Source organism: Halopseudomonas xiamenensis (assembly GCF_014219065.1).
In the GTDB taxonomy this organism is placed as follows: Bacteria; Pseudomonadota; Gammaproteobacteria; order Pseudomonadales; family Pseudomonadaceae; genus Halopseudomonas; species Halopseudomonas xiamenensis.
Genome location: NZ_JACLGO010000007.1, coordinates 104,380 through 130,978, shown reverse-complemented (window position 1 = coordinate 130,978; position 26,599 = coordinate 104,380). Strand labels below are relative to the sequence as shown.

General features: G+C 64.8%; 25 protein-coding genes. All 25 read right to left on the bottom strand.

Annotated features, from left to right (window positions below; all coding sequences use genetic code 11):
- Positions 1 to 68: 68 nt before the first annotated feature.
- The gene (locus tag H6X51_RS06760) at positions 69 to 332 is read right to left on the bottom strand and encodes a DUF2274 domain-containing protein (RefSeq protein WP_185266760.1); all 264 of its coding nucleotides are present in this window, start codon (positions 330 to 332) and stop codon (positions 69 to 71) included.
- Positions 329 to 1,633 carry a TrbI/VirB10 family protein gene (locus tag H6X51_RS06755; RefSeq protein ID WP_185266759.1) on the bottom strand — a complete coding sequence of 435 codons (1,305 nt, stop codon included), beginning with the start codon at positions 1,631 to 1,633 and terminating at the stop codon, positions 329 to 331. The genes H6X51_RS06760 and H6X51_RS06755 overlap by 4 nt, the downstream gene beginning before the upstream one ends.
- 2 nt (positions 1,634 to 1,635) lie before the next feature.
- Positions 1,636 to 2,625: a P-type conjugative transfer protein TrbG gene (gene trbG, locus H6X51_RS06750; protein WP_185266758.1), complete on the bottom strand. Its 990-nt coding sequence runs from the start codon at positions 2,623 to 2,625 to the stop codon at positions 1,636 to 1,638.
- On the bottom strand, positions 2,622 to 3,326 hold the full coding sequence (gene trbF / locus H6X51_RS06745) for a conjugal transfer protein TrbF (protein WP_185266757.1): 705 nt from the start codon (positions 3,324 to 3,326) through the stop codon (positions 2,622 to 2,624). The genes trbG and trbF overlap by 4 nt, the downstream gene beginning before the upstream one ends.
- 12 nt (positions 3,327 to 3,338) lie before the next feature.
- Complete coding sequence (gene trbL, locus H6X51_RS06740) at positions 3,339 to 4,664, bottom strand: P-type conjugative transfer protein TrbL (protein WP_185266756.1); 1,326 nt, start codon at positions 4,662 to 4,664, stop codon at positions 3,339 to 3,341.
- Positions 4,661 to 5,017 (bottom strand): hypothetical protein, encoded by a 357-nt coding sequence (locus tag H6X51_RS06735; RefSeq protein WP_185266755.1) that lies wholly within the window; start codon positions 5,015 to 5,017, stop codon positions 4,661 to 4,663. The genes trbL and H6X51_RS06735 overlap by 4 nt, the downstream gene beginning before the upstream one ends.
- Before the next feature lie 11 nt (positions 5,018 to 5,028).
- On the bottom strand, positions 5,029 to 5,766 hold the full coding sequence (gene trbJ / locus H6X51_RS06730; RefSeq protein WP_185266754.1) for a P-type conjugative transfer protein TrbJ: 738 nt from the start codon (positions 5,764 to 5,766) through the stop codon (positions 5,029 to 5,031).
- Positions 5,763 to 8,210: a conjugal transfer protein TrbE gene (trbE, locus tag H6X51_RS06725; protein WP_185266753.1), complete on the bottom strand. Its 2,448-nt coding sequence runs from the start codon at positions 8,208 to 8,210 to the stop codon at positions 5,763 to 5,765. Before trbE ends, trbJ begins: the two co-directional genes overlap by 4 nt.
- Before the next feature lie 12 nt (positions 8,211 to 8,222).
- The gene (locus tag H6X51_RS06720; RefSeq protein WP_151180663.1) at positions 8,223 to 8,495 is read right to left on the bottom strand and encodes a VirB3 family type IV secretion system protein; all 273 of its coding nucleotides are present in this window, start codon (positions 8,493 to 8,495) and stop codon (positions 8,223 to 8,225) included.
- Positions 8,492 to 8,869 (bottom strand): TrbC/VirB2 family protein, encoded by a 378-nt coding sequence (locus tag H6X51_RS06715; RefSeq protein ID WP_185266752.1) that lies wholly within the window; start codon positions 8,867 to 8,869, stop codon positions 8,492 to 8,494. The genes H6X51_RS06720 and H6X51_RS06715 overlap by 4 nt, the downstream gene beginning before the upstream one ends.
- A complete protein-coding gene (gene trbB / locus H6X51_RS06710) occupies positions 8,866 to 9,936 on the bottom strand; it encodes a P-type conjugative transfer ATPase TrbB (RefSeq protein ID WP_185266751.1) in 1,071 nt (356 codons plus the stop codon). Before trbB ends, H6X51_RS06715 begins: the two co-directional genes overlap by 4 nt.
- The gene (locus tag H6X51_RS06705; protein ID WP_185266750.1) at positions 9,933 to 10,409 is read right to left on the bottom strand and encodes a ribbon-helix-helix protein, CopG family; all 477 of its coding nucleotides are present in this window, start codon (positions 10,407 to 10,409) and stop codon (positions 9,933 to 9,935) included. The genes trbB and H6X51_RS06705 overlap by 4 nt, the downstream gene beginning before the upstream one ends.
- Positions 10,406 to 12,400, bottom strand: a complete 1,995-nt coding sequence (locus H6X51_RS06700) for a conjugal transfer protein TraG (protein WP_185266749.1) — start codon at positions 12,398 to 12,400, stop codon at positions 10,406 to 10,408. Before H6X51_RS06700 ends, H6X51_RS06705 begins: the two co-directional genes overlap by 4 nt.
- Before the next feature lie 316 nt (positions 12,401 to 12,716).
- Entirely contained in the window at positions 12,717 to 12,980 is a 264-nt protein-coding gene (locus H6X51_RS06695) for an EexN family lipoprotein (RefSeq protein WP_185266748.1), read from the bottom strand.
- On the bottom strand, positions 12,977 to 13,918 hold the full coding sequence (locus H6X51_RS06690) for a LysR family transcriptional regulator (protein WP_185266747.1): 942 nt from the start codon (positions 13,916 to 13,918) through the stop codon (positions 12,977 to 12,979). The genes H6X51_RS06695 and H6X51_RS06690 overlap by 4 nt, the downstream gene beginning before the upstream one ends.
- Before the next feature lie 69 nt (positions 13,919 to 13,987).
- Complete coding sequence (locus tag H6X51_RS06685; protein WP_185266746.1) at positions 13,988 to 15,316, bottom strand: MFS transporter; 1,329 nt, start codon at positions 15,314 to 15,316, stop codon at positions 13,988 to 13,990.
- Between the two features lie 71 nt (positions 15,317 to 15,387).
- Entirely contained in the window at positions 15,388 to 15,642 is a 255-nt protein-coding gene (locus H6X51_RS06680) for a hypothetical protein (protein WP_185266745.1), read from the bottom strand.
- Positions 15,643 to 15,777: 135 nt separating this feature from the next.
- Entirely contained in the window at positions 15,778 to 16,404 is a 627-nt protein-coding gene (locus tag H6X51_RS06675; protein ID WP_185266744.1) for a transmembrane anchor protein, read from the bottom strand.
- Between the two features lie 24 nt (positions 16,405 to 16,428).
- The gene (locus H6X51_RS06670; RefSeq protein WP_235991256.1) at positions 16,429 to 17,166 is read right to left on the bottom strand and encodes a HupE/UreJ family protein; all 738 of its coding nucleotides are present in this window, start codon (positions 17,164 to 17,166) and stop codon (positions 16,429 to 16,431) included.
- Positions 17,167 to 17,281: 115 nt separating this feature from the next.
- The gene (locus tag H6X51_RS06665) at positions 17,282 to 20,422 is read right to left on the bottom strand and encodes an efflux RND transporter permease subunit (RefSeq protein WP_185266742.1); all 3,141 of its coding nucleotides are present in this window, start codon (positions 20,420 to 20,422) and stop codon (positions 17,282 to 17,284) included.
- Between the two features lie 10 nt (positions 20,423 to 20,432).
- Positions 20,433 to 21,665, bottom strand: a complete 1,233-nt coding sequence (locus H6X51_RS06660; protein WP_185266741.1) for an efflux RND transporter periplasmic adaptor subunit — start codon at positions 21,663 to 21,665, stop codon at positions 20,433 to 20,435.
- A complete protein-coding gene (locus H6X51_RS06655) occupies positions 21,662 to 22,909 on the bottom strand; it encodes a TolC family protein (RefSeq protein WP_185266740.1) in 1,248 nt (415 codons plus the stop codon). Before H6X51_RS06655 ends, H6X51_RS06660 begins: the two co-directional genes overlap by 4 nt.
- A gap of 140 nt (positions 22,910 to 23,049) precedes the next feature.
- Positions 23,050 to 24,042 (bottom strand): M56 family metallopeptidase, encoded by a 993-nt coding sequence (locus H6X51_RS06650; protein ID WP_185266739.1) that lies wholly within the window; start codon positions 24,040 to 24,042, stop codon positions 23,050 to 23,052.
- A 3-nt stretch (positions 24,043 to 24,045) separates the two neighbouring features.
- Positions 24,046 to 24,444 (bottom strand): BlaI/MecI/CopY family transcriptional regulator, encoded by a 399-nt coding sequence (locus H6X51_RS06645; RefSeq protein WP_185266738.1) that lies wholly within the window; start codon positions 24,442 to 24,444, stop codon positions 24,046 to 24,048.
- Between the two features lie 132 nt (positions 24,445 to 24,576).
- On the bottom strand, positions 24,577 to 26,535 hold the full coding sequence (locus tag H6X51_RS06640) for a relaxase/mobilization nuclease and DUF3363 domain-containing protein (RefSeq protein WP_185266737.1): 1,959 nt from the start codon (positions 26,533 to 26,535) through the stop codon (positions 24,577 to 24,579).
- Positions 26,536 to 26,599 lie beyond the last annotated feature (64 nt).

Sequence of the window (26,599 nt, the reverse complement as noted above, 5' to 3'; positions counted from 1 at the left end):
CATAGCCCAAAGCAAAAAGCGCAGGCCATCGACCTGCGCTTTTTGCTTTGCAGTGGGTGGCACTGCACCTATGTGGGCGGTGCATCGCGTCGGGGCACGGGTGGCGCTTTCGGTGTTGTCGTACCTTTTCTGAATCCTCGATCTGCCCCCATGAACGCTTCCAGCATGTGCGGAATCAGTGTCATGGCATCAACCGCTTCGCCATAGGTCTGCGCGTGCAGAGCGGCGTAGCGGTCGAGGTCGGCTTTCAGGCTGGCCGGACATGCGAAGGTCAGCTTGATGGTCTCGGTCTTGGGCAACGGCCCCAGCCGCAGTTTGCGTGTCGTGCTCATTGCGAAGCTCCCCTGTTGAAGATCACTGGCTGGTAGGGCCGCAGCACCAGATCCCGGTTGACGATGATGCGCACCGGCAAACCGGGCCGGCTGGTCAGCGTGGGCTGGATGTTGAGGTTGCGGCGCGTCACTTCCTGGCCGATCTGGTTCACCGTGTCCTGCATGCTGTCGCGGCCGGCGATGATGATGCGGTCGCCGTCCTGGCGGTTCTCCGGCGCTGCCAGTTCGGCGCCGACGCCCAGCAGCGTCGTCAATACGGCGCCGGTGAAGATGCGATCCCAATGCCAATCGACGCCATCCTCCAGGCCGGCATACCCGGCCGGGTCGGTGCCCACAAGGTTGTCCAGCGTCAGCGAAGACATATCCGGCAGGATCACCCGGTTCCACACCACCTGTACGCGGGTCTGCCCGTAGCTGACCTGGCTGTTATAGCGGCCCAGGATGCGCGATCCCTGTGGAATCAGCAGATGCTGGCCGGTGGCCGTGTCATAGACCGGCTCTGTCACTGTGGCGATCACGTCGCCCGGCAAGTCCGACTTGATGCCTGTCACCAACGCCCCGGCAATCACCGTGCCGGCCATGACCTGATATGGCGAGCTGGGCAGTTGCAGGTTTCCGGTATTACGGGTTTCCGTAGAACCGGATTGCAGGAACGCCTCTTTCTGCTCTTGCCGGTTCTGCATGACGGTCGGGTCGGCCGACTGCGCTGCCGTCGAGGCCAGACCGGCGGCCATCGGGTCAAAGGCCGCCAAGGGATTGCCCATGCCGGGTGTGCCTGACGACGCCTGCGCCACTGGAACGGCGGCCTGCCCCTGGTTGCCCGTGCGGAAGAATACCGACGAGACAGCGGCTTCCTCGGCCTCTTTCTCCAGCGCCAGCCGCTCGGCTTCGGCGGTATCGTGGCCGGGCGGCGTATAGCTGGCCATCGCCGGTTGCCGGGACTGCACGATGGCCGGGCCGAGGTCGCCCGGCAGCGGCGGCCCCAGTTCGGGCACCCCGGACGGCAAGGCCGGTGGCGGCAACTGGGAATAGTCCGTGGGGAGCTGGTCGAGTCCTTCTGAGCGCGAGACGCGATCGACGTTGTATAGCTCGGTCGAATCGCTGCCGCTTCGGGGCTGTGACGGCTGCAAGGACCAAAGGGTGATGCCCAGCACCGCGACGGAAAGCCCGCCGGCGAGCGCGGCCAGGGTACGCCGGTTTAACCGTGTGACCGGGCGCGGCTGGGCGCGCAAGGCCACCGTGTCCGGCGCCACCTTGCCGGCCTGCGGTGCGCCAAGGTCAGGGATATCGTCCTGGCTCATGGTCAATTCCTCCGCGTTACGCCATCCGTGCGCTCGATGCGCACCACGTCGCCCTTGTCACCGCCCAGGCGCAGTTCGGCCGCGCCGAACAGCCGATCGACGATGTAGTACGGCGGGCGGAAGCGGTAGTTGACCAGTTGCCCGTCGCCCTGCGTGCCGATGACGAACAGCGGCGGCAGTTCGCCCTGGGCGATACCGGCCGGGAACTGGATGTAGACCTTCTCGCCATCGTCGAAGGCGCGCAGCGGCTTCCACGGCGGATTGCTGCCGCTGATGGCGTAGCGGAAGCGGATGTTCTCCAGCGACAGGCCGGTATCGACCGGCGCGGCGACGCTGGCCGCCCGCGCCTGGCGCTGCAAGGCCAGCATCCGGTCGCGCGGGTAGTCCCAGGACACCGACGCCATCCAGGCGCGTTCGGTCGAGGTCAGCTCCAGCAAGTACGTCCGGCGGCTGGTGGTGATGACCAGATTGGTTTTCAGGCCCGAGCGGATCGGCTTGACCAGCACATTGACGCGCAGCTCGTCACCGCTGCCGCTGGAGGTGTCGCCGACGATCCAGCGCACGGTATCGCCAGCCGCCACCGTCACCAGTTCCTCGCCCGGCTGCAAGGAAATCATCGTCACGCGCCCGACCGCCGCATAGACCTGATACAGCGCACCGTCGCTGTAGGGCCAGACCTGAATCGCATTGACATAGCCCTCGCGCGTGGGCGCAACACGCGCTTCCTCGTTGGCACGCGATACCCGCTTTGTCTCATCGGCCGGTTCCGGCACGGACGGGGTTTCGTCCGCGTCGGGCAACGGCTTCAACTGCCCCGGTAGCGGCAAGGGCCTGGGAACCGCGACCACCGCCAGCGGCTTGGGCGGCTCCGGTAGCGGCTGTGCCTGCACCGGCTCATCGAGTGAGATGGTCGGCGGCTTGCCCTGGGTGGCGCAGCCGGCCAAGGCAAGCAGGATCAATGGCAACGTGACAAGACGATAGGACAGTTTCATGGCTTGGCTCCTTCGGACGCATCCAGTTCGCGGCTCCACGACAGCCCGTTGACGTAAATGCCCAGCGGGTTCTTGCGCAGGCGCTGTTCGGTGTGCGGGGTTTGCAGGACGATGGAAATGACGGCGGTCCAGCGTTCGGTGCCCGCTGGCGCGCCATTGATGAAGCGCTGTTCGGTCCAGCGCACGTTGAACGACGACTCGCTGGCACGCACAACGCTGGTGATCTGCACCGTCACCGACTCGCGGCCGATGCGGGCGAAGGGGTCGTTGTTGCGGGCGTAATCATTGAGCACCGCTGCCCCCCGGTCGGTGGTGTAGTCATAGGCATCGAGCCAGTTCTGTCGCACCACGATCGGGTCGATGGACAGCGAGCGCACTAGCGTCACGAAGCGCGCCAGATGGTGAGCAATCTGCGCGTCGCCGGGTCGGTACGATGTGGCCGCCTCGCCCACGGCGCGAACCTGCCCGCTCTGGTCTACCTCCACCACATAGGGCGTGACGATGGACTGCGCCGAGCGCCAGACCAGGCCACCGGCCATCAGCAAGGCCAGCACCAGGCAGCCGAAGGCCATCAGGCGCCAGTTCTTCGCCTGTACACGGGCCGAGCCGATGCGCTCGTCCCAAACCTGAGCGGCGGATTGATACGGTGTGGCAGGCTGCGGCGTATCGGCGTAGCGCACCTGCGGTCGTTTGAATCGCATGGTTAGTCCTCCTTATGAATCTGAATCACGCAGGCTCGGGGCGCTGCCCGAACCACCGCCATCGCCGCCGCGCAGCGTGTGCGCGGCGGTGGTCGCGGCATGGCTGATCTGCTGGCGTCGATGCAGGCGCTTAGCCCATGCGGGTTGTGCTGTCGAACCGGCGTCGGTGGCCGGCTCTTGGGCCGCAGCGCCTTGGGCGGTCGCACCCGCCGCCGTACTGCCGCCAGACGCGGCGCCGGCCCCTCCGGTCTGGAAAGTTGAAGCGGCGCGATCCTTGAGCGATTGCGCGCCGGTCTTGGCGACGTTGCCCAGGCCCGCCGCTGCGCCCTTGAGGCCACCACCGGCAGCAGCGGAGCCGGCCTGGAACGCCGAACGCGCATTGCTGGCTGTTGAGGCGGCCATCTTCGCGGCGGCTGGTGCCATGCGCGCACCGGCCGCGACAGCGCCGCCTACGCCAGTGGCGGCAGCGCCGACGGCAACGGCCGTCCCAGCAGCACCGACAGCGGCACCCGCCATTGCACCCGCACCGAGCTGCGGTCCACCGGAAATCAGCCCGGTAGCGATACCCGGCCCGAAGATCCCCAGCGCGAGCAAGGCCAGCGACGCCAGCATGACCACCAGCGCATGGTCGATGGACGGCTCATCCGGTACGGTTTGGAACTCGGCGAATATCCCGGTGCCGATGCCGACGATGACAGCCAGCACCAGCACCTTGACGCCCGAGGCCACCACGTTGCCCAGCACCTTCTCGGCTAGGAATGCGGTCTTGTTCCAGAGCGCGAACGGCACCAGCACGAAGCCGGCGAGCGTGGTCAGCTTGAACTCGATCAGGGTGATGAAAAGCTGCACCGCCAGCACGAAGAAGCAGACGATGACGATCAGCCAAGCCAGGAACAGGATGACGATGATGTCCAGATTGGCGAACACGGCGGGAAACCCGGTCAGTTCGCCGATCTGCTCAATGATCGGCGCGCCGGCGTCGATGCCGGTCTTCGCCAGCCGCCCCGGCTGCAAGAAAGTCTCCATCGTGAGCGAGCCGGTGGCGGTCAGCCCCAGCCCGGCGAAGGAGCGGAAGACGATGCCGGCCAGCCAGTTGAAATTACTGATGATGTAGGCGAACACCCCGACATAGAGCACCTTGCGGATGAGCTTTGCCATCACGTCATCACCCTGGCCGGTGGCATGTCCCAGCGCCCAGTACAGACCGGCGAGCGTGATGTCGATGACGATCAGGGTGGCCGTCAGGAAAGCGACTTCGCCTTGCAGCAAACCGAATCCCGAGTCGATGTACTGCGAGAACGTACTGAGGAAGCGGTCGATGACCGTCACGTCGTTCATGGGGTCGCCTCCGGGGCCGCCGCGTCAGGTGCATCGCGCTCGGCTTCATCGTCGATGGGCATGTCGAAACCAGGTGTATCGAAGCTGGGCGGAATCGGTGGCAGTTCGCCCTGGGCGTCGTACTCGTCCGGGCTGGTATGACCGGCGAAGAAGCGGCGCCGGAACGCCTCGGCGGCGGCCCTGCAAGCGTCCTCGCCCACGGCCTGCCGGTCGGTCGCGCATTGCGCGCGCAGCGCTTTCAGCCGCACGGGATCGGCGACCAGTGTTTCGGTCAGGTCTTCGGTGGGCGGCTGACCACAGGCCGCCAGCAGCGCGGCCAGCAGCAATACCGGCAACATGGGGACGCATCGCATGGCGGCCTCCGTCAGTTGCCGTAGAACTGAACCGGATGCGGCGTGTACGGCGTGCCTTCGCCGAGGAAACGCCGCCGCACTTCGCGGGATCGCTCGATCTCCGCCGCCTGGCGGGCCAGTTCGAGCGACGCGGCACGCTCCTGCGTCAACTGGAGTTGCTGCGCCTGGATGGTCTGCTTGGCCTGCAGGGCGAGAAGCTGGTTGGTCGCCTGCATGGCCTGCAAGGCGCCGGTCGCCGACTGGCTCTGGCCGACCAAATCGGCCAGCGCACTTTCGTCTTCGCGCAGATTCTCGGACACCTGCGCCTGCATCCGCATCGCGGTGTGCAGGCCATTGAGCGTGTGCTTCCAGCGTTCCTGGGCATCCTGGTACATCTGATCGCCGCTGACCGTGGCGGCGTACTGCTCCGGGTAAAGCCGTGCGAACTCCTGGTCGAGGTTCTGCACGTCGTAGGCCAGCCCTTGCGCCTCGGCGATGAGGCGTTCGGTGGTGGCCAGCGTGGAGCGCAGCCGATTGACGATGTTGAAGTCGAGGCGGGTCAGGTTGCGCGCCTGGTTCGTCAGCATCTGGGCTTCGTTCTGGAGCTGGTTGATCTGGTTGTTGATCTGCTCCAACGTGCGGATCGCGGTCAGCGTGTTCTGCACGAAGTTCGAGGGATCGAACACGGTGAACGCCGATGCCGGCGGCGTGGTCAGCAGCGACACCGACAGTACGGCGGCGAGGGTCGTGGAAAGCACACGGGGCTTCATGGCAGGTTCTCCTGTGGTTGGGAAAGGAAGGAAGCGGCCGCCGGTGCGGACGGCAGCAGGTCGGCGGCCCAGCCAAGGCCGCGATGGCGCAGCCATGCGCCGGCGAAGCCGGGCAATCCGGCCTCGGCCAGCACGCGGTCGATGTCGCGCTGGTCCTGCGGTGTGGAAGCACCCGCGAAGGCCAGCGTTGCCGGCCCCAGGTCGAGGTCGAACAGGCGGTTGCCCAGGCGCGACTGGTAGTAGTAGTCGCGCTTGGGCTGTGCGGTGGCGACGATCTCGATCTGCCGGCCGTTGAGGCCGAAGCCCTGGTAGATCGTGCGAATCTGCGGTTCGGTCGCCTGCGGGTTGGGCAGGAAGATGCGGCTGGCGCAGCTTTCGATGATCGCGGGCGCGATGCTCGAATCCTTGATATCCGCCAGACTCTGCGTGGCGAAGATCACCGACACGTTCTTCTTGCGCAGCGTCTTGAGCCACTGGCGGATGCGCGCGGCAAAGGCCGGCTCATCAAGGAACAGCCAGGCTTCATCGAGGATCAGCAGTGTGGGCGCGCCATCGAAGCGCTCGTCGAAGCGGGCGAACAGGTAGCGCAACACCGCCTGCACCGCGGCGGGGCTGTGCATCAGTTCTTCCATCTCGAAGCCTTGCACGTCGCCGCTGCCCAGCCGGTCACTTTCGGCGTCCAGCAGCTTGCCGTGGGCGCCGCCGAGTACATAAGGTGCCAGCGCCTGGCGCAGCACGTTCGATTGCAGCAGTACGGAAAACCCGGTCAGCGTGCGCTGCTCCACCGGCGCCCCGGCGAGACTGACCAGCGCTGACCAGATGGCCGCCTTCTCGTCGGGGCCGACCGTCACGCCCTCGTGCAGCAGGCGGCCTTCCAGCCATTCGGCCGCCCAGGTGCGGTAGCCCTCGCGGTCGATGCGTGCGAGCGGCTGGAACGCGATGCCGCCATCGGCGCCGAGGTCGTAATGCTCGCCGCCCAGGCCGAGGATGGTGGCCCGCATCGACCGGCCCATATCGAACGCGAATATCCGCGAACCGGGATAGCGGCGGAACTGCATCGCCAGCGTGGCCAGCAGCACCGACTTGCCCATGCCGGTCGGGCCGGCGACCAGCGTGTGCCCCACGTCGCCGATGTGCGTCACCAGCCGGAACGGCGTGGCGCCATCGGTGCGCGTGACGATCAGCGGCGGGCCGTCCAGATGGTCGTTTTTCTCCGGCCCGGCCCATACCGCCGACACCGGCATCATGTGCGCCAGGTTCAGCGTGGACACGATGGGCTGGCGAACGTTGGCGTAGGCGTTGCCGGGGATCGAGGACAGCCAGGCATCCACCGCGTTGAGCGTTTCGGGGATGGTGACGAAGCCGCGTCCCTGGATGACGCGCTCCACCAAGCGCTGCTTCTCATCCGCCACGGCCGGGTCGGCGTCGAGCACCGTCACCGTCGCGGTGAGATAGCCGAAGGCGACCTGATCGCTGCCCAGCTCCTGCATGGCGGCGTCGGCATCGGCGGCCTTGTTGCTGGCGTCGGTATCCACCAGCGGGCTTTCCTGCTGGAAGAGGGTTTCGCGCAGCAAGGCCAGGACGTTCTTGCGCTTGGCGAACCATTGGCGGCGCAGGCGGCCGAGTTCCTTTTCCGCCTCGGCCTTGTCCATGCAGAGAAAGCGCGTGCTCCAGCGATAGGCGAAGCCCAGCCGGTTGAGGTCGTCCAGCAGACCCGGCCAGGTCGAAGTCGGAAAACCCCGCACCGACACCACACGCAGGTGCGCATCGCCCAGCATGGGCGCTAGGCCACCGACCAGCGGGCAGTCTGCCAGCAGCGCATCGAGGTGGAACGGCACCTCCGGCACGCCGATCCGATAGCACCGCGTCGAAACGGTCGAATGCAGATAGGTCAACGTCTCGCTGTCGTTCAGCCAGGCGATTTCCGGCATGACGCCATCGAGCAGGTCGAACACGCGATCGGTTTCCGCCACGAAGGCATCGAGCCGACCACGCCAATCCACGCCATCGCCCGGCGCGTTCTCATAGAGCATCTTGGCCGCGCGGGCACGGGATTCCTCCGGCGGCAGGTAGGCCAGCGTCAGGCGATAGGCGCTCTCGAAGTGATGGCCCGATTCCTCGAACGCGGCCCGGCGTTCTTCCTCCACCAGCCAGGACAGCGGCTCGGGAAAGTCGGAATGCGGATAGGCCGCCGCCGGTTGGCGCTCGGCTTCGATGAACAAGGCCCAGCCCGAACCCAGCCGGCGCAGCGCGTTGTTGAGCCGCGCCGTGGTGGCGATCATTTCTCCTTGCGTCGCGCTGTCCAGGTCGGGGCCGCGAAACCGGGCCGTGCGCTGGAATGCCCCGTCTTTGTTCAGGACGACGCCAGGCGCCACCAGCCCGGCCCACGGCAGCCAATCGGCCAGCAAGGCCGGTCGTTGGCGGTATTCGGAAAGGTTCAGCATCGCGGCGACCTCCTACACGTCCAGCAGCGGCTTGTGCTTGATGTGCCGGGCGAAGACCTGCATGAACTGCGGATCGACGCGCGCACCCCATACCGCCAGCGAGTGGCCGACCACCCAGAGCACGACCCCGGCAATCCACAGTTGCAGGCCCAGGCCCACGGCGGCGGCCAAAGTGCCGTTGGCGATGGCGACCGTGCGCGGCGCGCCGCCCAGCAGGATCAGCTCGGTCAGCGAGCGATGCAGCGGCACCTCGAAGCCGGCGGCGAACTCCTCGGGCGCGCTCATACGACAGCCCCGCCGGAGAAGCTGAAGAAGGACAGGAAGAAGCTCGACGCCGCGAAGGCGATGGACAGGCCGAAGACGATCTGGATCATCTTGCGGGCGCCACCCGACGTATCGCCGAAGGCCAGCGCCAGCCCGGTGGCGATGATGATGATGACGGCGACGATGCGCGCGACCGGCCCCTGGATGGAATCGAGGATGGCTTGCAGCGGCCCTTCCCAGGGCATCGAGGAACCGGCGGCCTGCGCCGTGCTGGCAAGCATCAGCATCAGCACGGCCAGCAACAGTCCCTGCCCCGCAGGGCGGGCCAGGCAGCGTAGTCGCACGAGGCTGAAAAGCGGATTTACGGAAAAGCGGAAAGCATGGGTGTGTGTCATGACGGTTCTCCTGAAGGACCGAGGGAGTGGGAGGCGGCCGCGTCGGATGCGGCACCGGAAGCCGGCGACAGCTCGGGAAACGGCGTTACCGGCGCGTCCGCCAGTTGGTAGCCCGTGGCGTCGTGACCGACGACGCGGGTGATGCTTTCGACGTGGCGCTTGCGGCCACGGCCGGCGATGTGGATCACGACATTGACCGCCTCGGCAATCAGCGCGCGGGGCGGGTTCACCGCCACTTCGAGAATCAGTTGCTCCAAGCGCAGCAGTGCGCCCAAGGCGGAACCGGCATGGATGGTGGCGATGCCGCCGGGATGGCCGGTGCCCCACACCTTCACCAAGTCCAGGGCTTCGCCGCCGCGCACCTCGCCGACGATCACGCGGTCGGGGCGCAGCCGCATCGTGGCACGCACCAGCTCGGTCATCGACACTACGCCCGCCCGCGTGCGCAGCGGCACATGGTCGCGGGCGGCGCATTGCAGCTCGATGGTGTCTTCGAGCACTAGCACGCGGTCGCCAGTGGCGGCAATCTCGGCGAGCAAGGCGTTGGCGAGCGTGGTCTTGCCGGTGCTGGTGCCGCCCGCGATCAGGATGTTCTGGCGCTCGCGCACGGCACGGCGCAGGAAGTCCGCCTGACACGCCGTCAGGATGCCGTCGGCCACATAGCGATCCAGGTCGATGATGTTCACGGCCCGCTTGCGCAGCGCAAAGGCCGGCCCCGGAGCGGCTGGCGGCAGAACACCCTCGAAGCGCTCGCCCGTCTCCGGCAGCTCGGCGGTCAACAACGGCTGGCCGCGATGCACTTCCGCGCCAACATGGGCGGCCACCAGCCGGATGATGCGCTCGCCGTCGGCTTCGGGCAGTTCCACACCCAGCGGCGTGCGTCCCGACGACAGCCGATCCACCCAAAGGGTGCGGTCGGGGTTGAGCATGACCTCTACCACGTCCGGGTCTTCCAGCGCTGCGGCGATCAGCGGCCCCATCGCCGTGCGCAGCATCTGGATGCGGCGATCCAGCGAAGTGGCGTCAGACGAACGCGGCTCAGCCGGGAACTGCGGCACGGCACTCATGAGGCACGCTCCCGCGCTTCGGCCAGCGCCGCCGCGTCCTCCATCCGCCCCCCGAACTCATGATCCTGGGGGTGCAGTTCCTCCACCACGTTGCGCACCAGGCTGCGTCCGCGCAGCAGATGGCGGCCAAGCTGCTCCACGAACTGCTCGAAGCGCGCCTTGCCCTGGGCACGGGCTGCCTCCTGATGCGCTTCGGGAAGCGGTGTGCTCACGGTCAGGAAGTAGCGGATGAACAGCGCCAGCGCCTCGATCTGGATGTTCTGGTCGCGCTCCAGCTTCTCGAACTGACGCGACAGGCGATCCAGCCGCTTGGCGATCGCTGCTTCGCGCTGGTCGGCGGCATCGGGCGACAGCCACGATGCGAGCGCCGCCGCGACGATGGACGACTTGGAGACGCCTTTCTTGGCGGCCAGCTCGTCCAGACGGCGGGCGTGGTCGGGCTGGATGAACAGGTTGAGGCGGTATTGGCTCATAGTTCGATTCCGTCGTTGGGGTCGAGGGAAGCCAGCCGCGCCACGCGCTGTATGGACGGGTCGAGCTGGCTCGGGAGAGGCGGCGAATCGTCGTCATCGAGCAGCGACAGGTCGCTGGCCGGGATTTCCGGCTCGGGGTCGTAGGCGACGGTTTCGGACAGTTCGGGCTGGCGGCGCGGCCCGCCGTCATCGGCGGTGGCGGCGAAGCCCTCGGCCTGTGCGACAGGTGTGGACGGCACGGCGGGAATCGCCAGGCCGCTCCAGTCATCCGGCCGCGAGGGCGGCGCATCGGCGTAGTGCCCAGCGGCGAGCGCCGGTGGCAGGAGCACGCGCTGCTGGAAGTTCGCGTCGGCGTAATAGCGCAGCTTCTTCGCCTTGATCGGCGCCACGCTCGACACCATCACCACGGATTCGTCGGGAGGAAGCTGCATGACCTCGCCCGGCGTCAGCAGCGGGCGCGCGGTTTCCTGGCGCGACACCATCAGGTGGCCGAGCCACGGCGCGAGCCGGTGGCCGGCATAGTTGCGCTGCGCGCGCAGCTCGGTGGCGGTGCCCAGCGTTTCGGAAATGCGCTTGGCGGTGCGTTCGTCGTTGGTGGCAAACGTCACCCGCACATGGCAGTTGTCCAGAATCGAATGGTTCTGGCCGTAGGCTTTGTCGATCTGGTTGAGCGACTGCGCGATGAGGAAGCTGCGAATGCCGTAGCCGGCCATGAAGGCCAGGGCCGTCTCGAAGAAGTCGAGTCGGCCCAGCGCCGGGAACTCGTCGAGCATCAACAGCAGCTTGTGGCGGCGCTCGATGCCGTCGGAACCGTCGAGCGATTCAGTCAGCCGACGCCCGATCTGGTTGAGGATCAACCGGATCAGCGGCTTGGTGCGGCTGATGTCCGAAGGCGGCACCACCAGATACAGCGACACCGGATGCTCGGCGGCGATCAGGTCGGCGATACGCCAGTCGCAGCGCGAGGTGACTTCCGCCACCGTCGGGTCGCGGTACAGGCCCAGGAAGGACATGGCGGTGGAGAGCACGCCGGAGCGTTCGTTGTCCGCCTTGTTGAGCACTTCGCGCGCGGCGGAGGCGACGACGGGATGCGGCGCATCACCCAGGTGCTTCGTCGTCATCATACGGTGCAGGGTCAGCTCGAACGGGCACGCCGGATCGGACAGGCAATTGGCGACGCCGCGCAGCGTCTTGTCCTCGCCGGCATAGAGCACATGCAGGATGGCGCCGACCAGCAGCGCATGGCTGGTCTTTTCCCAGTGATTGCGCCGTTCCAGCGCGCCTTCGGGATCGACCAGAATGTCGGCGATGTTCTGCACGTCGCGCACCTCATGCGCGCCGCGCCGCACTTCCAGCAGCGGGTTGTAGCCGGCCGACTGCGCATCGGTCGGGTTGAACAGCAGGCAGTGCGAGAAGCGCGAGCGCCAGCCAGCGGTGATCTGCCAGTTCTCGCCCTTGATGTCGTGGATGACGGCCGATGCGGGCCAGCTCAACAAGGTGGGCACGACCAGCCCGACCCCTTTACCAGAGCGGGTGGGTGCGAAGGTCAGGACGTGTTCCGGGCCTTCATGGCGCAGGTACTCGCCGTCATGCTGGCCGAGGAAAACACCGACCGGCTGCGTCAGCCCAGCACTGCGAATGTCGGCAGGTTCAGCCCAGCGCGCCGAACCGTAGGTCGTGACCAGGCGGGACTGCCGCGAACGCCATACCGACATGCCGATGGCGACGCACACGGCCAGCAGGCCGCTGCTGCCGGCAATCGCCCCGCCGATGTTGAAGACCTCCGGCGCGTAGGCACCGAAGAAGAACCACCACTCGAACAGCCGCCAGGGGTGATAGACCGGCGTGCCGAAAACGTCGAACCAGGGCGAGCCAAGGCGTAGTTGGTAACCCAGGGCGGCGGCTGTCCATTGCGTTGCACTCCATATGCCGGCGATCACGATGCCGAAAACGGCGGTGATCTGTCCGAACAGTACGCCCTGACCCTGCATTGACTGGCCTCCGATTTCTCCTGCGCTTTTCCTCGCTCAAGCGCGGCACAAGGACGTGCCGCACAGGCGAGGATCAGTGCTGGTTCGGTGCCGGTCAAAGACCGTTTTCAGCAGAAAGGTCGAGTAAAAAGAAAGAATTAGCGCAAGATCAAGGCACAGAGAAACGTCGCAAGTGCGGGCGCGCCGGGTCGTGTCGGGAGAAAAAGGCGGAATCCGCTGAATTCTCCTCTCGACAAGGAGAGGTCATGGACGATTGGCCTATGGCGGGTTCGACAAGGAAGACTCGCCAGAACTTCCAACGCTTGAGCGCCTGCTCTCAGAATGTGGGCGGACTCTCCGGCGGTGTGTAAGGTACTTCACCATCGCCATAAAACCGTTTGCGGGTCGCTTCGGCCACGCGATTGCACAACACCTGCCCCGTATTGGCGTGGTCTGTCCTGCACTGCTGGCGAAGCTCCCTCAACCGCTTGGGATCGGCGGCCAGTTCATCCACGGTCGGCACATCAACCTGAGTGGGCGCCTCTGCTTGACCACAGGCGGCGAGCACCATGAACAACAGTAATGGAAAGACCCGTTTCATAGCTCGCACTCCTCCTGACCCGGTTCGGTCGGCGGCACTAACCTGACACCTGCGAGTGATTCGATGGCTTGTACCCGCTCGATGAAACGTGCCAGGACTTCCGATGTCTCCGCTTCCCGGTGCAGCAGATACGTCGTCAGCATCGGCGAACGCCCCGCCAGCGGGCGTGCCACCACACCGGGTTCGCGACTGGAGGCGATATGCGGCGCACCCGCCAGACCAAGGGCAAAACCCGCCGACACCAGCGCCATCATCAAGTCACAGGACGCTACGCGCTCGGCGATCATGGGTTCCTGCTCCGACCGTCGCAGCACCCGCTCGACCTGGCGCGCATGACCCTCACATACCTGCGGGTCACACAGCACCAGTGGATAACGCAATACTTCGTCCAGTGGAATACGTTTGTGCCTGAGTAGTGGATGTCGCGCCGGAACAGCAACCATTAACGGGTCGCGCCAGATCGGCTTGACCGCAATACCGTCGCCCACTTCGTCCGACTGTGCAAAACCCACGTCGTACAGGTCGTCATACAATCCCTTGAGCTGCTGCGACAGAGGCACCTCGAACAAACGGATTTCGACCTCGGGCTCCTCTTGTCGGCAAAGTGCCAGCAAGGACGGCAGGCGAGAGGGCGTGATGCCATCGGACAGCGCGATGCGCAACTGACCGTGAAAACCGTTTGCCGCCGCCTTAACGCTGTCCCGGGCCTGTTCCAGCACAATGAAGACTCGCGGGACATGCTCCAGAAACAACTTGCCAGCACGGGTCAATCGGGTGCTGCGCGTAGTACGGGCAAACAATACAACACCCAGTTCTTCTTCCAGGTCTTTGATGGCACGAGACAGTGGTGATTGCTCGATGTGCAGCTTTTCAGCGGCTCGCGCAAAGTGAAGTTCCTCCGCCACCGCGAGAAAATATCTCAGATGCCTTAACTCCATAGAATATTCACTCCTCAACACCCGAGAAAAATCTGCTCCCTGGTGATTGCCAGCGGCAGGATTTGTTGCTCATCCGGGCCAGCGCCGATGCAGCATGTCGATAACAAACGGATGTGCATGGGGTGCTGCACCATGCAGCTTGAAATGCGCGTGGTCGTCAGCCAGGTCGCCATGGTCATGTATAAGCACCGGCTGATCGTCCTGTGGCCAACTCCTGCTTGCGATGACTATCCCCACCAGAGCAAGGCTGCTCAGGGCGGCCAGTGCGACGCCTAGACCGAACGTCAGCCCCACCCAGCCTGCCAGGGGATAGGCCAGCAGCCAGCAGACATGCGAGAAGGAAAACTGCGCAGCAAACACGGCCGACAGGTCTTCCTCGTGCGCTGATCGACGTATCAGGCGCCCGCCCGGTGTCACCAAGCCGGCATAGGCGATCCCCATCAGGCCCCAGGCAGGCAGCAGCATCGCCCAGCCACGCCAGGACGGCGACGCGATCCACAACACGGTAGTCATCAGCAGCACTGCCACCATCATGATGGCAGCCGACAGCATCACCCGGCGATCCGCGACCCGATCGAGCACCTTGGGCAACAGCAGCGCGGCCATCATCGAACCACCACCGAAGGTCGCCAACGCCAGCGCAAGCTGTTGTTCACTACCACCGAGGACATCCCGCACGATCACGATGGTGTTGACGAACACCATCGCACCACCGGCTGCCGCGCACAGATTCAATGCCAGCAGGCCGCGCAGCCGTGGCGTGCGCAGATAGATCCTCATGCCGCGCAGCATCCGCTCACCCAACCCATCGCTGCGCGTGCCGCTGGCGACTGCCGGCAGTGCGGTCGCCAGAATCAAGCCCGCTGACAGCGCGAAGCCGAAGGCCGTGCCGACGAACAGCACATGAAAACTGACCCAGACCAACAGGGCCGCCGCGAGCATCGGGCTGAGCAGGCTTTCCAGATCGTAGGCCATGCGCGACAGGGACAGGGCGCGGGTGTAGTCGCGCTCTTCGGTGAGCACTTCGGGAATCAAGGACTGGAACAGCGGCGTGAAGCCCGCCGAGGCTGACTGCAACACCGCAATCAACAGGTAGATTTGCCAAATCTCGGTGACGAACGGCAGTGCCAGCACGACGCTCGCCCGGACGACATCGAGCAGAATCAGTACCGCCTTGCGCCTGGCCGGCGGCACGATGGCACCCGCCACGGGGGCCAGCAGAATATAGACCGTCATCTTGATCGCCAGCGCCGTGCCTAGAACGGCTCCTGCCTCTGGACCGGCCAGATCGTAGGCCAGCAGCGCCAGCGCCACGGTCGCCAACCCGGTGCCGACGAGCGCGACGACTTGCGCCAGAAATAACCGGCGGAACGTGGCATGTTGAAGAATCGCGAGCATGGCTGGCTCCTGGCAAATAGCGGTAAAGGCACGTAACCGCTACCAAGGAAGTGCGGTTACGGTCCAGGCTGTCAGTTACTGTTGTTGGATGAGCGCGCTTGAGGTGCTTCTTTCTCCTTCGCGGCGTCACATCGCGCCTTCAGTTCCCTGACTTCGGGATAGGCCACATCGGTGATGTAGCGCTCCGTATTTGCCAATTGCTCGCAGGTCTTGGGTATCAGCTTGTTGTCATCAGAATCATGTCCTCCGGGATGAGCCATGACGAACGTCGAAGCCAGCGAGGCGCTGGTAGCAACAGCAACGATCAATAACGAACGAATCTGCATTTCACTATCTCCTGATAATTGAATCCGGTGTACACACCGGGATCGGGTTTACAGACACCCCGGCTCCTGCCAGACGCATGGCGTGTGGCAGGGATACCGAAGTACATGGGACTGGAGTCCATGTCAGTTGCCGAATCACAGGACACGTTTCATTTCCGTGTACTGGCCTCGGGTACGAATGATCACGGTCACGTCAGCACTGTCTCGGTTGCGCCAGAACCAGCCGTGGTTACCGTCAAACGCGGCTTCGAGTACACCGTCATCGGCGGGCACTGCACGCCCTTTCTCGTAGCTGATCGACTGCCCGCCGCCATCGCCATGAGTGTCGAAATTCACCACGCCGCCTTCGGCAACCCAACTGAACTGCGCCTGCTCGCCGGTCTTCATGCTGAGTTTCACCTCGGCACCTTGGCCGGGCTGGAGTACGACGCGCATCTCATCGCGCCAGGTGGCATCCTCCACGGGCTGGGCGGGTGATGTGACAGCGACGGTAGCCGGCGCTGTGGCAAATGCCGACTGCTCCGCGGCCAGGGCCGCATCCCTGGCGGCGTCGGCAGCGGCTTCTTCGGCGAGCTGTCCCTTGATCTCTCCCATCTCGGTCAGTCCCAGTACGCGCCCAACACCGGTTGGGTCGATCGCATATTCGGCCGGCAGGACGACCGTTATCAGCAGGACAGTTGCTGCGATCAGTGCGATGATCGTGGAGCGCAGCAATTGGCGGGAACTCGGAAGATCGGCACGGGTAGGCATGGAGTTGTGCATGTGTAAAAACCTCTCTAAGAAAAATCAGGAAACGAAGTAACCAGTCAACTGCATGCCGACCAGAATGAAGCCTGCGGACATCATCACGGCATTCGCCGTGTAGGCATGTCGCCAGAAACTGCTCGTGCGGCGCCAATAGCTCATCGCGATCAGGATCGCGCCCAGAGCAAGGAGCTGGCCGATTTCCACACCGACATTGAAGGCCAACAGGTTAGGTATCAGGCCGTCTGGAGAAATTTCGTATTCGATGATCTTGGTGGACAGGCCAAAACCGTGGAAAAGACCGAAGATAAAGGTGGCTGCCTTGGTGTTTGGCTGGTATCCGAACCAGCGCTGGAAAGCCCCCATGTTGTCGAGTGCCTTGTAGACCACGGACAGGCCAATGACTGCATCAATGAGAAAGCTGTTGATGCCGATGTTGTAGTAGACGCCCAACAACATCGTCGTCGAATGACCGATCGCGAACAGCGTGACGTAGACGGCGATGTGCTTCATCCGATAAAGGAAGAAGATAACGCCCAGCAGGAACAGGATGTGGTCGTAACCCGTCGCCATGTGCTTGGCGCCGAGGTAAGCGAAGGAGATGAGGTGGACACCTGTGATCTCCTGGATATAACCCTTGTCACCCTCGGCAACAGCATGCGCCAACGCCTCGTTGGCGCTCGCAAACAGAAGCAACACCACGGCCGCAAGAAACAGGGCCACGCGGTACCAGGCGGATGGATACCAGCCCGGCACCCTTTCAAAAAGTCTTTCGTGCATGAATGTCATACCTCAATGTTGATTTCCAGATGTTCTCGTGTGTCTCGCATGGCGAACGGGCTCCGGCGGTCGTTCGGGCTGACCGGGCCGGAGCCGGACGCCATCGGCGTCCAGGTCACGCCGGCTTCGCCTCCTCGCGCTCAGCGTTTCGGTGTGTGAGGCGATACAGCGCCGGCAACACCAGCAGCGTCAGCAGTGTCGAGGAGATGATGCCGCCGATGACCACCGTGGCGAGCGGTCGCTGTACTTCCGCGCCTGTTCCGACGTTGATGGCCATGGGTATGAAACCAAGGCTCGCAACCAGGGCGGTCATCAGTACCGGGCGCAGGCGCGTCATGGCCCCGTTGACGATGGCGTCCTGCAACGGCAGCCCGTCGTCGAGCAGCTTGCGGATGAAGCTCACCATCACCAAGCCGTTGAGCACCGCCACGCCCGAGAGGGCGATAAAGCCAACACCCGCCGAGATCGAGAACGGAATATCACGCAGCCACAAGGCGGCCACGCCACCCGTCAGCGCCAGGGGCACGCCGCTGAAGATGATCACCGCATCCCGGCCCGAGCCGAAGGCCATGAACAGCAGACCGAAGATCAGGACCAGCACCACGGGCACCACCACCGACAGGCGTTGACCGGCCGAGATGAGTTGCTCGAAGGTGCCGCCATAATCAACCCAATAGCCCTCCGGCAGCTCGATCTGGCGGTTCACCTGTTCGCGTACGTCCTCCACGAACGAACCCAGATCGCTCCCGCGCACGTTGCTGGTGACGACCACCCGGCGCTTGCCGTTCTCCCGGCTGATCTGGTTGGGGCCGGGTGCCACATCGATCGACGCGAGCTGGCCGAGTGGCACGTAGGCGGCCTGGCCCAAACCCGCAGCGATACCGGCCGGCACCGGAATCGGCAGGGAAGCCAGCGCCTTCGGGTCTTGACGTTGCGCTTCCGGCAGCCGCACTACGATGTCGAAGCGGCGATCACCCTCGAACACCTGGCCGGCGACGGCCCCGCCCAACGCGATCGCCACGGTCTGTTGCACGTCGTCGATCGCCAGGCCGTAGCGGGCGAGCGCCTCCAGGTTCGGCGTGACCGTCATCAGCGGCAGGCCCGTCACCTGTTCGACCGCCACGTCCGCCGCTCCGGGAATGCTCTCGACCAAGGCCTCGATCTGCGCGCCGAGCGCGGCCAGTTGCTCCATGTCGTCGCCGAACACCTTGATCGCCACCTCGGCACGTACGCCGGCGAGCAACTCGTTCATGCGCATCTGCACGGGTTGCAGGAACTCATAGTTACTGCCGGGGATCGCGCTGACCGCTTCTTCCAGTTCAGCGAGCAGTTCCTCTTTCGGCTTGCGCGGATTGGGCCAGTCGCTGCGATCCTTGAGCATGATGAAGGTATCGGCTACCGATGGCGGCATGGGATCGGTGGCAACCTCGGCGGTACCGATTTTGGAGACCACTTCCGCCACCTCGGGAAACATCTTGAGCCGGTCCTCCAGTTGACGTTGCATACCAATCGCCTGGGTCAGGCTGGTGCCGGGGATGCGCAGGGCGTGCAGGGCGATGTCGCCCTCGTCCAGGTTCGGGATGAACTCGGTGCCCATGCGTGTTGCAAGTAATGCCGACAGCACCACCAGCACTGCCGCCGCCGCGACCACTACGACACGCAGCTTGATCACCTGCTTGAGCAATGGCGCGTAGAAGCGGCTGATGCCGCGCATCACTCGGGTTTCCTTCTCGGATACCTTGCCGGTGACGATCATGGCGATGGCCGCCGGCACGAAGGTCAGTGACAGCGCCATCGCGGCGGTCAGCGCCATTACCACGGTCAGGGCCATCGGATGGAACATCTTCCCTTCCACACCGGACAGCGCAAAGATCGGCAGGTAAACGATGGTGATGATGAACATGCCGAACAGGGCGGGCTTGATGACTTCGGCACCGGCCTTGGCCGCCAGATCGAAGCGTTCGTCGCGGGTCAACAGGCGACCGAGCTGATGTTGCCGCTCACCGAAGCGGCGCAGACAGTTCTCCACGATGATCACCGCGCCATCGACGATCAGGCCGAAGTCCAGCGCCCCCAGGCTCATCAGGTTGGCCGAGACCCGGTTCTGCACCATGCCCGTGATCGTCATCAGCATGGCGAGCGGGATCACTGCGGCGGTAATCAGCGCGGCCCGGATGTTGCCCAGCAGCAGGAACAGCACCGCGATCACCAGCAGCGCCCCCTCCATAAGGTTTTTCTGCACAGTGGCAATGGCGCGATCGACCAGATTGGTCCTGTCATAGACCGCGTGCGCACGCACACCTTCCGGCAATGTGGCGTCGATCTCCGCCAGTCGCTCCGCAGCGCGTTGGGCAACGGCACGGCTGTTCTCGCCGATCAGCATGAAAACGGTGCCCAGCACGATTTCTTCGCCGTCCTTGGTCGCCGCGCCGGTCCGCAGGTCGCTGCCCTCGATCACGTCGGCAACATCGCCAATGCGCAACGGCAGGCCGTCGCGCGTCGCCACCACGATCTGGCGCAGCCCCTGGATGTCGGCCACCTGGCCGGGGACGCGGATCAGGTATTGCTCGCCGAAGCGCTCGATGTAGCCGGCGCCGACATTGGCGTTGTTGCGCGCGACTGCATCCAGCAGGTCGCCCATGGTCAGCCCATAAGCCAACAGCCTGACCGGATCGGGTGTGATGTGAAACTGGCGTTCATAACCGCCGATGGTGTTGATCTCGGTGACACCCCGCAGATTCCGGAGCTGCGGGCGCACCACCCAGTCTTGCAGCGTGCGTAATTCGGTCGGCGTCCATGTTTCCTCGTAGCCCGGTTCCGGCTCCAGGGTGTACATGAATATCTCGCCTAGCCCGGTTGCCACCGGACCCAGCGTGGGGTTCAGGCCAACCGGGATCTGTGAGGACGCCTGCTGCAAGCGTTCGGCGACCTGCTGCCGCGCGAAATAGATGTCGGTGCCGTCCTCGAAGACCACGGTCACCTGCGACAGCCCATAGCGGGAAATCGAGCGGGTGTAGTCCAGTCGGGCGAGGCCCGCGAGCGCGGTCTCGATAGGGAAGGTAACGCGCTGCTCGGCCTCCATGGGCGAGTAGCCCGGCGCCTCGGTATTGATCTGCACCTGGACGTTGGTGATGTCCGGTACCGCGTCGATCGGCAGGCGGTTGTAGTTCCAGATGCCCAGCGCTGACAGGGCCAGCACCAGGAGAAGGACGAGCCAGCGATGCGCGATGGACGCGCGAATGATGCGTTCAAGCATATCTGCGTCCTCAGTGGTCGTGGCTGGCGCCGGACTTTTCGATGTCCTGGCGGATCAGAAAACTCTGCTCGGTCACGTAGGGCGTACCGGGTTTGAGCCCACCCAACACTTCGGCGTATTCGCCGTCACGGTCGCCGAGTTCGAGCATGCGAACCTCGTAGGTCTCGCCGACCTGCGCGAACACCACGGTGAAATCGCGGAAACGCTGCAAGCCCGACTCTTTCACCGCCAGCGGCACCTCGCGCGAACCCGCCGTGACCTCGGCCGCCACGGTCATGCCGGGACGCCACCGGCCTTCCGGGTTGGGAATGCTGACGCGGGCAATGACACTCTGGCCGGTGCCGGCCACTGGCAGCAGGCTTCCGATCGTGGCCTCGGTTGTGGCGCCGCCCGTCGCCGAGCGAATGCGCACCGGTTGCCCCGGTTCCAGAAGGTCGGCATCGGTGCCGATGGCACGCAGGTCGATCCACACCTGCGACAAGTCGGCCAGCTCGAACAGCGCGCCGGCTTCGGCCACGTCGCCGACGTTGGTGTTGCGCGCCAGTACCACGCCATCGAAGGGTGCGGTGATGGAATAGGTGCGCAGGCTCTCATTGCCTTCGACGACCGCCAGTGTCTGACCGCGCTGGACACGTTCACCCTGCTGCACGCTCACGGAGCGCACGATGCCGGGGAAGCGCGCCCTGACCACCGCGTGCCGGTTGGCATCCAGCTCAATGGTGCCCATCAGTCGCACGACATCGCGGATGGCGGTCGGCCCGGCCGGCTCGACCCTGATGCCGGCATCCTCGGCAATGGCGGCCGGGATGGTCACGCGCCCCTCGTAGGAATCGTAGGACCAGGTGGAGGTCTTGCCACCCTGCTCGGCAGTCACGGCGACATCGAACGAATGCGGTTCGGTTACTTCGCCGCTACCCGCCAGGTAGTCGTTCTCCGGTGTGAAGGTGAATCGGTTGACCTCACCGTCCAGTCGGGAGAGTTCAACGATCGCGGTGACCTCGTTGGGTGCGACCGGCCTGCCACCCCGATAGGCGTAGAGCCGATAGTGTGGCGGCGCATTGGTCTCGTAGATGGTGACCTCCAGCGCGAAATCGCCGTCACGCAACAGCCGGCCATTGTTCGGCCCGCGCTCATAGTCTTCGTTCGCGGCTATACCCACCGCATCCTGGGCGTGGTCGCCATTGGGGCTGCAAGCGGCCAATAACAGCGGGCAGAGAAGAAACAAGGCAAGCAGACGGTTCATAGGGTCATGTCCTCAACGGTGGCGGTGAGGCGTTCGACCTCGACCAGCAATAGGTGATAACGACTGGACGCTTCGACGGCACGTGCGCGCAGATCGAATAGGGTCTTCTGCGCTTGCGCCAGTGAGATAAAGGAGAAGCGGCCGGCCTCGAAACCGCGGCGGGTGGTCGCCAGCGCGTTTTCAGCCTTGGGGATCATGTTCGTGCGCAACGATTCCAGTTCGTGACGCGCATGCACCAGTTCCTGGTAACGCTCGAACAACGCTTGATGACGCTCGAAGCGCTCGGCGTCGCGACGGGCCTCCAGCGCGGCGAGTTCCGCATTGGCTTGAGCCACCGAGTACCCGGAGCGCGTGCGACTGCCCAGCGGCACCGACACCGACATCACCAGACCATGATCATTGAAAGCCTCCATGCGGCGCACACCCAGGCTGACGTCGATATCGGGCTTGGCACTGGCCTCGGCAATCCGGCTTCGGGCAGCGATAGTGTCGGCCTGCAAGCGTGCAGCCCGCAGTTCGGGCGTCATTGACAGACGGGCTGCCAACGCCTCGAACGGCTCCACTGTTGGCAAGAATTGGAGGTCGCCGACGACCTCACCAAAGTCGGGCATCAGCGCGCCCCAACTTGCTGCCAGCGTCATCTTGGCACTGGCGAGTTCGTGCTCCGCACTCTCGCGATCCAGCTCCGCTTCGGCAAGGGCAATCTCGGCGGCCTGGAGATCCGACTCGGGGTTGCGAGCGGCCGTGACCCAAGCGGCGACTTCGCGGCGGGTATGCTCAGCCTGCTGGATACGTTCTTCGGCGTACTCCAACCGCTGCTGCTTGGCGAGCACTTCGATGAAGCGCGTGGCGGTCAGGCTGGCCAAGTCGATTCGCACCGTATCGGCCCGGTGCTCCTGCTCCCTGACCTCGGCCCGGCCGAGCGTCTGGCGGGCCTCACGCTTGCCGCCGAGTTCGATGACCCGGCCAATGCGCAGTGTGGTTTCGGCCGAATCGACACCGCGCAAACTGCCCGTACCGGCGACGTTTTCAACCTCGCCACCAATGATGTAGGGCGGCGGCAATCCCTCGCGATCCGCACGAGCCTGCACGGCCTGGAGTTGAGCCCTTTCGGCGACGATGGATGGATGGGAGGCCAGCGCGCGCGCGACCGCCTCTTCCAGTCGCAAGGGGTCGGCAGCTTGGGCCACGGATGTGCCGCATATGCCGACGAGCCCCCACACCACTAAACGAAGCACCTTCATGAAAACCCTCGCGACAGTAGCAATAAGTGAACAAATGAATCCGCCTGACGGTGATGCCGTCTTGCTTGCGCAGAAACACCTAAAAACCGATCACCAATCGGTTTTTTGAGCAAAAAAACACCACAAGCAACCATGTGCGCCTACCTTGTCAGCACGGAAATGAGTGATTCGGTCAAGGAGTGCAGCCAGCCTGTCGACAGGCTGCAAAACGCCAGCACACAAAAACCGAGGAACGCCCCCAGGTACGACGCCGATTTGCGCTCAGGCGCCAGCAATGCCTCGACGCGCTCGGGAACGAAATCGGAGAAGAATGCCATCGTCAGCGGCCTGTGCTCCCTGGCATGGTTCCTGAATATCTTCTCCACCGCGACAATGGTTTCCGCCACCACCAGCGGACAGCCCACTGCATTTGCAGCGGCAAAGTCACAACGCTGCTCCAGAGCAAGCTCCAGATTACGCAGCAACCGGCGGCGAGTGCCGGGCAACTGGATGCTCGACAGCACGATGGCAATCAAGCGGTACAGGACATCGCGATGCGCGATGTGCGCCTGCTCGTGCGCCAGCACGACGCGCAACTGCATTGGATCAAGCCGCTGCATCAAGGAGGTCGAAACCAGAATATGACCACGCCCGATACCGCAGGCCAACGCCATGGGTTGATCGGCCTCAAGTACATGCAGTTTGTCCGGGTGTCCAGGGCGCCAGCTCAAGCGCAACATCACGGTCAAGGTCCGTCGAGCACGCCAAAGACTCAGCGCCGCCCGTGTCGCCAGCCAGACTGCATACGCCGCCAACAACGCCAGCGCTCCCCATAACAAGAGGCTTTGCCCACTGTCGCTCGGGTGCCATATGCACAAATGCAAGAGCGAGCCCGAGTGCTGGTAACAAGCCTCGGCCAGTCGATCCGAACCATGGAACACCGATGGCATGGCGACGGTCATGGCCGCATAAGCAATACCCGCCAGCGCAGGGGTCACCAGCATCCACCAGGCTATCCGCGCCCGTTGAGCGGGTGTCTTGCCGGACAGCAACCGGCGCAATGGACGCTCACAAACAGCGATCAGCAGGCTGAGCGTGATCGCCAGGACGAATCCGGCCAGCAGCGCAAATTGAAGTAGCTGCCCATGGCTCATCAATCAATTCTCATCCAGTTCGGCGCGACGCCGCGCAATCATTTCCTCCAGTCGCTTGAGCTGGTCGTCGTCCGCTCGCGCGGCGAGATCGGCGAAGGCTGACAGCACTGCATCCGGCTGAGGGCCTGCGACGCGACGCACCGTGGACTCCACCAATTTATGGATCAACTCCGGGCGAGACAGTTTGGCCGAGTATTCGTAGGCATGACTGATCTTCTCGCGTTGCAGGATGTGTTTGCGAAACAGGCGCTCCAACGCGGACTGCACGGTGTTCAACGCAATCGAGCGCGATCGCCCCACGCGCTCATAGACCGTCTTGGCGTCGGATGCACCGAAGCGCCAGATGTCTTCAAGCACAGCAATTTCCAAGTCGCCCAGTGGCGGCACATCGGGATTAGTCAACTTGTTGAACCCAAACTCTTAACTGGAGCATGAAGTATCTCGCACAAAAAACCGACCGTCAATCGGTTTCTTCGCAACCTAGCCCCCGTGGTGTCGAAGATGGCACCTCAGCCAGGCATCTGCGGTACGCGGTCAAGTGATGGAAGCCCCTCGCTGACGCCCGATTTGCCATGACGCGGCACCGCCTTGCAGGACTGCGGAAACCTGCCGCCCCAACTGCCGCTCGATCACTGGCCGCCACGGCACCAACGAGAAGCCCATGCCATCATCAAGCATCGCGTAGCGCCCGCTGGCGAGCATGACGGAGCGCCGATAGATGCCAGTCACGCGCTGACCGTCGGCCACGGGCCGGTGTTTCAGGCCGGTTTCGGTGGCGATGTCCTTGGCAGCCTGCGTCAGTTCCCGGTTGCGCAGTGTCCTCAGCAGATTGCGCGCCAGAATCACGCGCTGCCCCCGGCGCTCGGCCAGTCCCTGTTCGGCGAGGAAGTCAGCGCGTTGCTGGAGCGCCTGCCGCACGTCGCTGCCAAAGCCCAACTCGCCCAGGCCCTCGCCGCCGCCAATCAACTGCTGGTCCAGCCAGGTGGCGCCGATCACGCGGGCCTGGCGCTCGATGGACAGGTGCGATTTCATCTCCACGGCCACTCCGCCGCCCAGGCGTTGGGTGTCGTGCCGTCGGCCCTGCTCGGGCAGGTCGGTCGGGATTTGCCAGACACCTTCGCCCAGGCGTTCCACGATGCCGGCGCGGCGCAGGGCTTCCAGCCGGCGGACGTGGGCGGCCACCACCTCGGCGGGGTCGCGGCCGGGCACGGCCTGCGCCTTGGCGTGGGCCAGGTGCTGGTCGGTGTGGTACAGGCCATCGACGGCCAGCGCGGCGATGGTCTTGTCCGCCGCTCGCACGCCGGCCGCGCCTTTGACTTCCACCACCGCGCCCCTGGGGTACTGCTCCAGCTCCGTGCGGGGCGGCAGCGCGACGTAGTGCGCCTTGCCGTCGGTGCCATCGACGATCAGGTAGCCCTTGTCGTACAGCTCGTCGGCCAGGCCCTTGGCGGCGACGCGGCCGATAACCGGGCGCGCGCCTTCGTCCGGCTCGAACACCGCCAGCTCGCGCTGCCCGCCGCCCATTGCGCGCTGCATGGTGCGAATGATGTCGCCGCGCTCGCCCATCGCCCGCAGGGTGTCTTCGGCGTTGGGGTGAATGGCCCATACGCCGGGCTCGGGTTCGCGCACCAGCCCCATGCGCTGCAAGTGTTGCAGGCGGCCGATCAGCAGCAGGCGCTGGCGGCGCAGACGGGGCAGCGCTTCCAGTCGCTCGATGCGTATCCGGCCATTCACCGCTTCGCGCTGTAGGGTGCGATCCAGCCCGGTCCAGCGTTCCTGCTCCACCTCGCGGGCCATGCTCTGCTGGATCTCCAGTTCGGTGCGCGGGCCGAGCCATTCAGTGGCCAGCTCGGCGGCGCGGTGGCGCATTCCTTCGGCGATGTAGTCGCGGGCGATGATGAGGTCTTTGCCGGTATCGTCCTTGCCGCGCAGCACGATGTGGGTGTGCGGGTTGTCGGTGTTCCAGTGATCGACGGCGACCCAATCGAGTTGCGTGCCCAGGTCGGCTTCCATGCGCTGCATCAGGTGGCGGCTGTAGGTGCGCAGGTCGTCGAGCTGTTCGGCGTCTTCCGGCGAGACAATGATGCGGAACTGGTGCCGATCTTCGCGGCCGCGCTCCTCGAAAGTCGCCAGGTCGGCGTCGTCGGTCATCGGCCCGTAGGCGCGGCCCCGCCCACCCTGGCGGTCTACGCCTTCGCGTTCGATGTAGCGCAGATGGGTGGTGGTCGAGCGCGGCCCGGCCTTGGCGAGATTCACCAGCCGGGTCTTGATGGTGACGCGCCGCGCATTGGCGCCCAGCGACTGCCCGGCGAAGCGCGCGGCAACGTGCCCGCGCCCCAGCCGGGCACCGGGACGGTGGCCTGCCTTGCCGACCTTGGCGCCGGCCTTGCTGGCCTGCTTGAGCACGCGGTTGACGAACGACTGCGTGCGATCCTTGGACGCGCCGGGGCGGATGCGGAAGCGGTCGGCGTCGTCGCCGCTGCGCCGGCTCATGGGGTGGCCCCGGCGCAGTCCAGCGCGCCAGAGGGCGCGATGCACCCGGTTTCGCCAGTGCCTA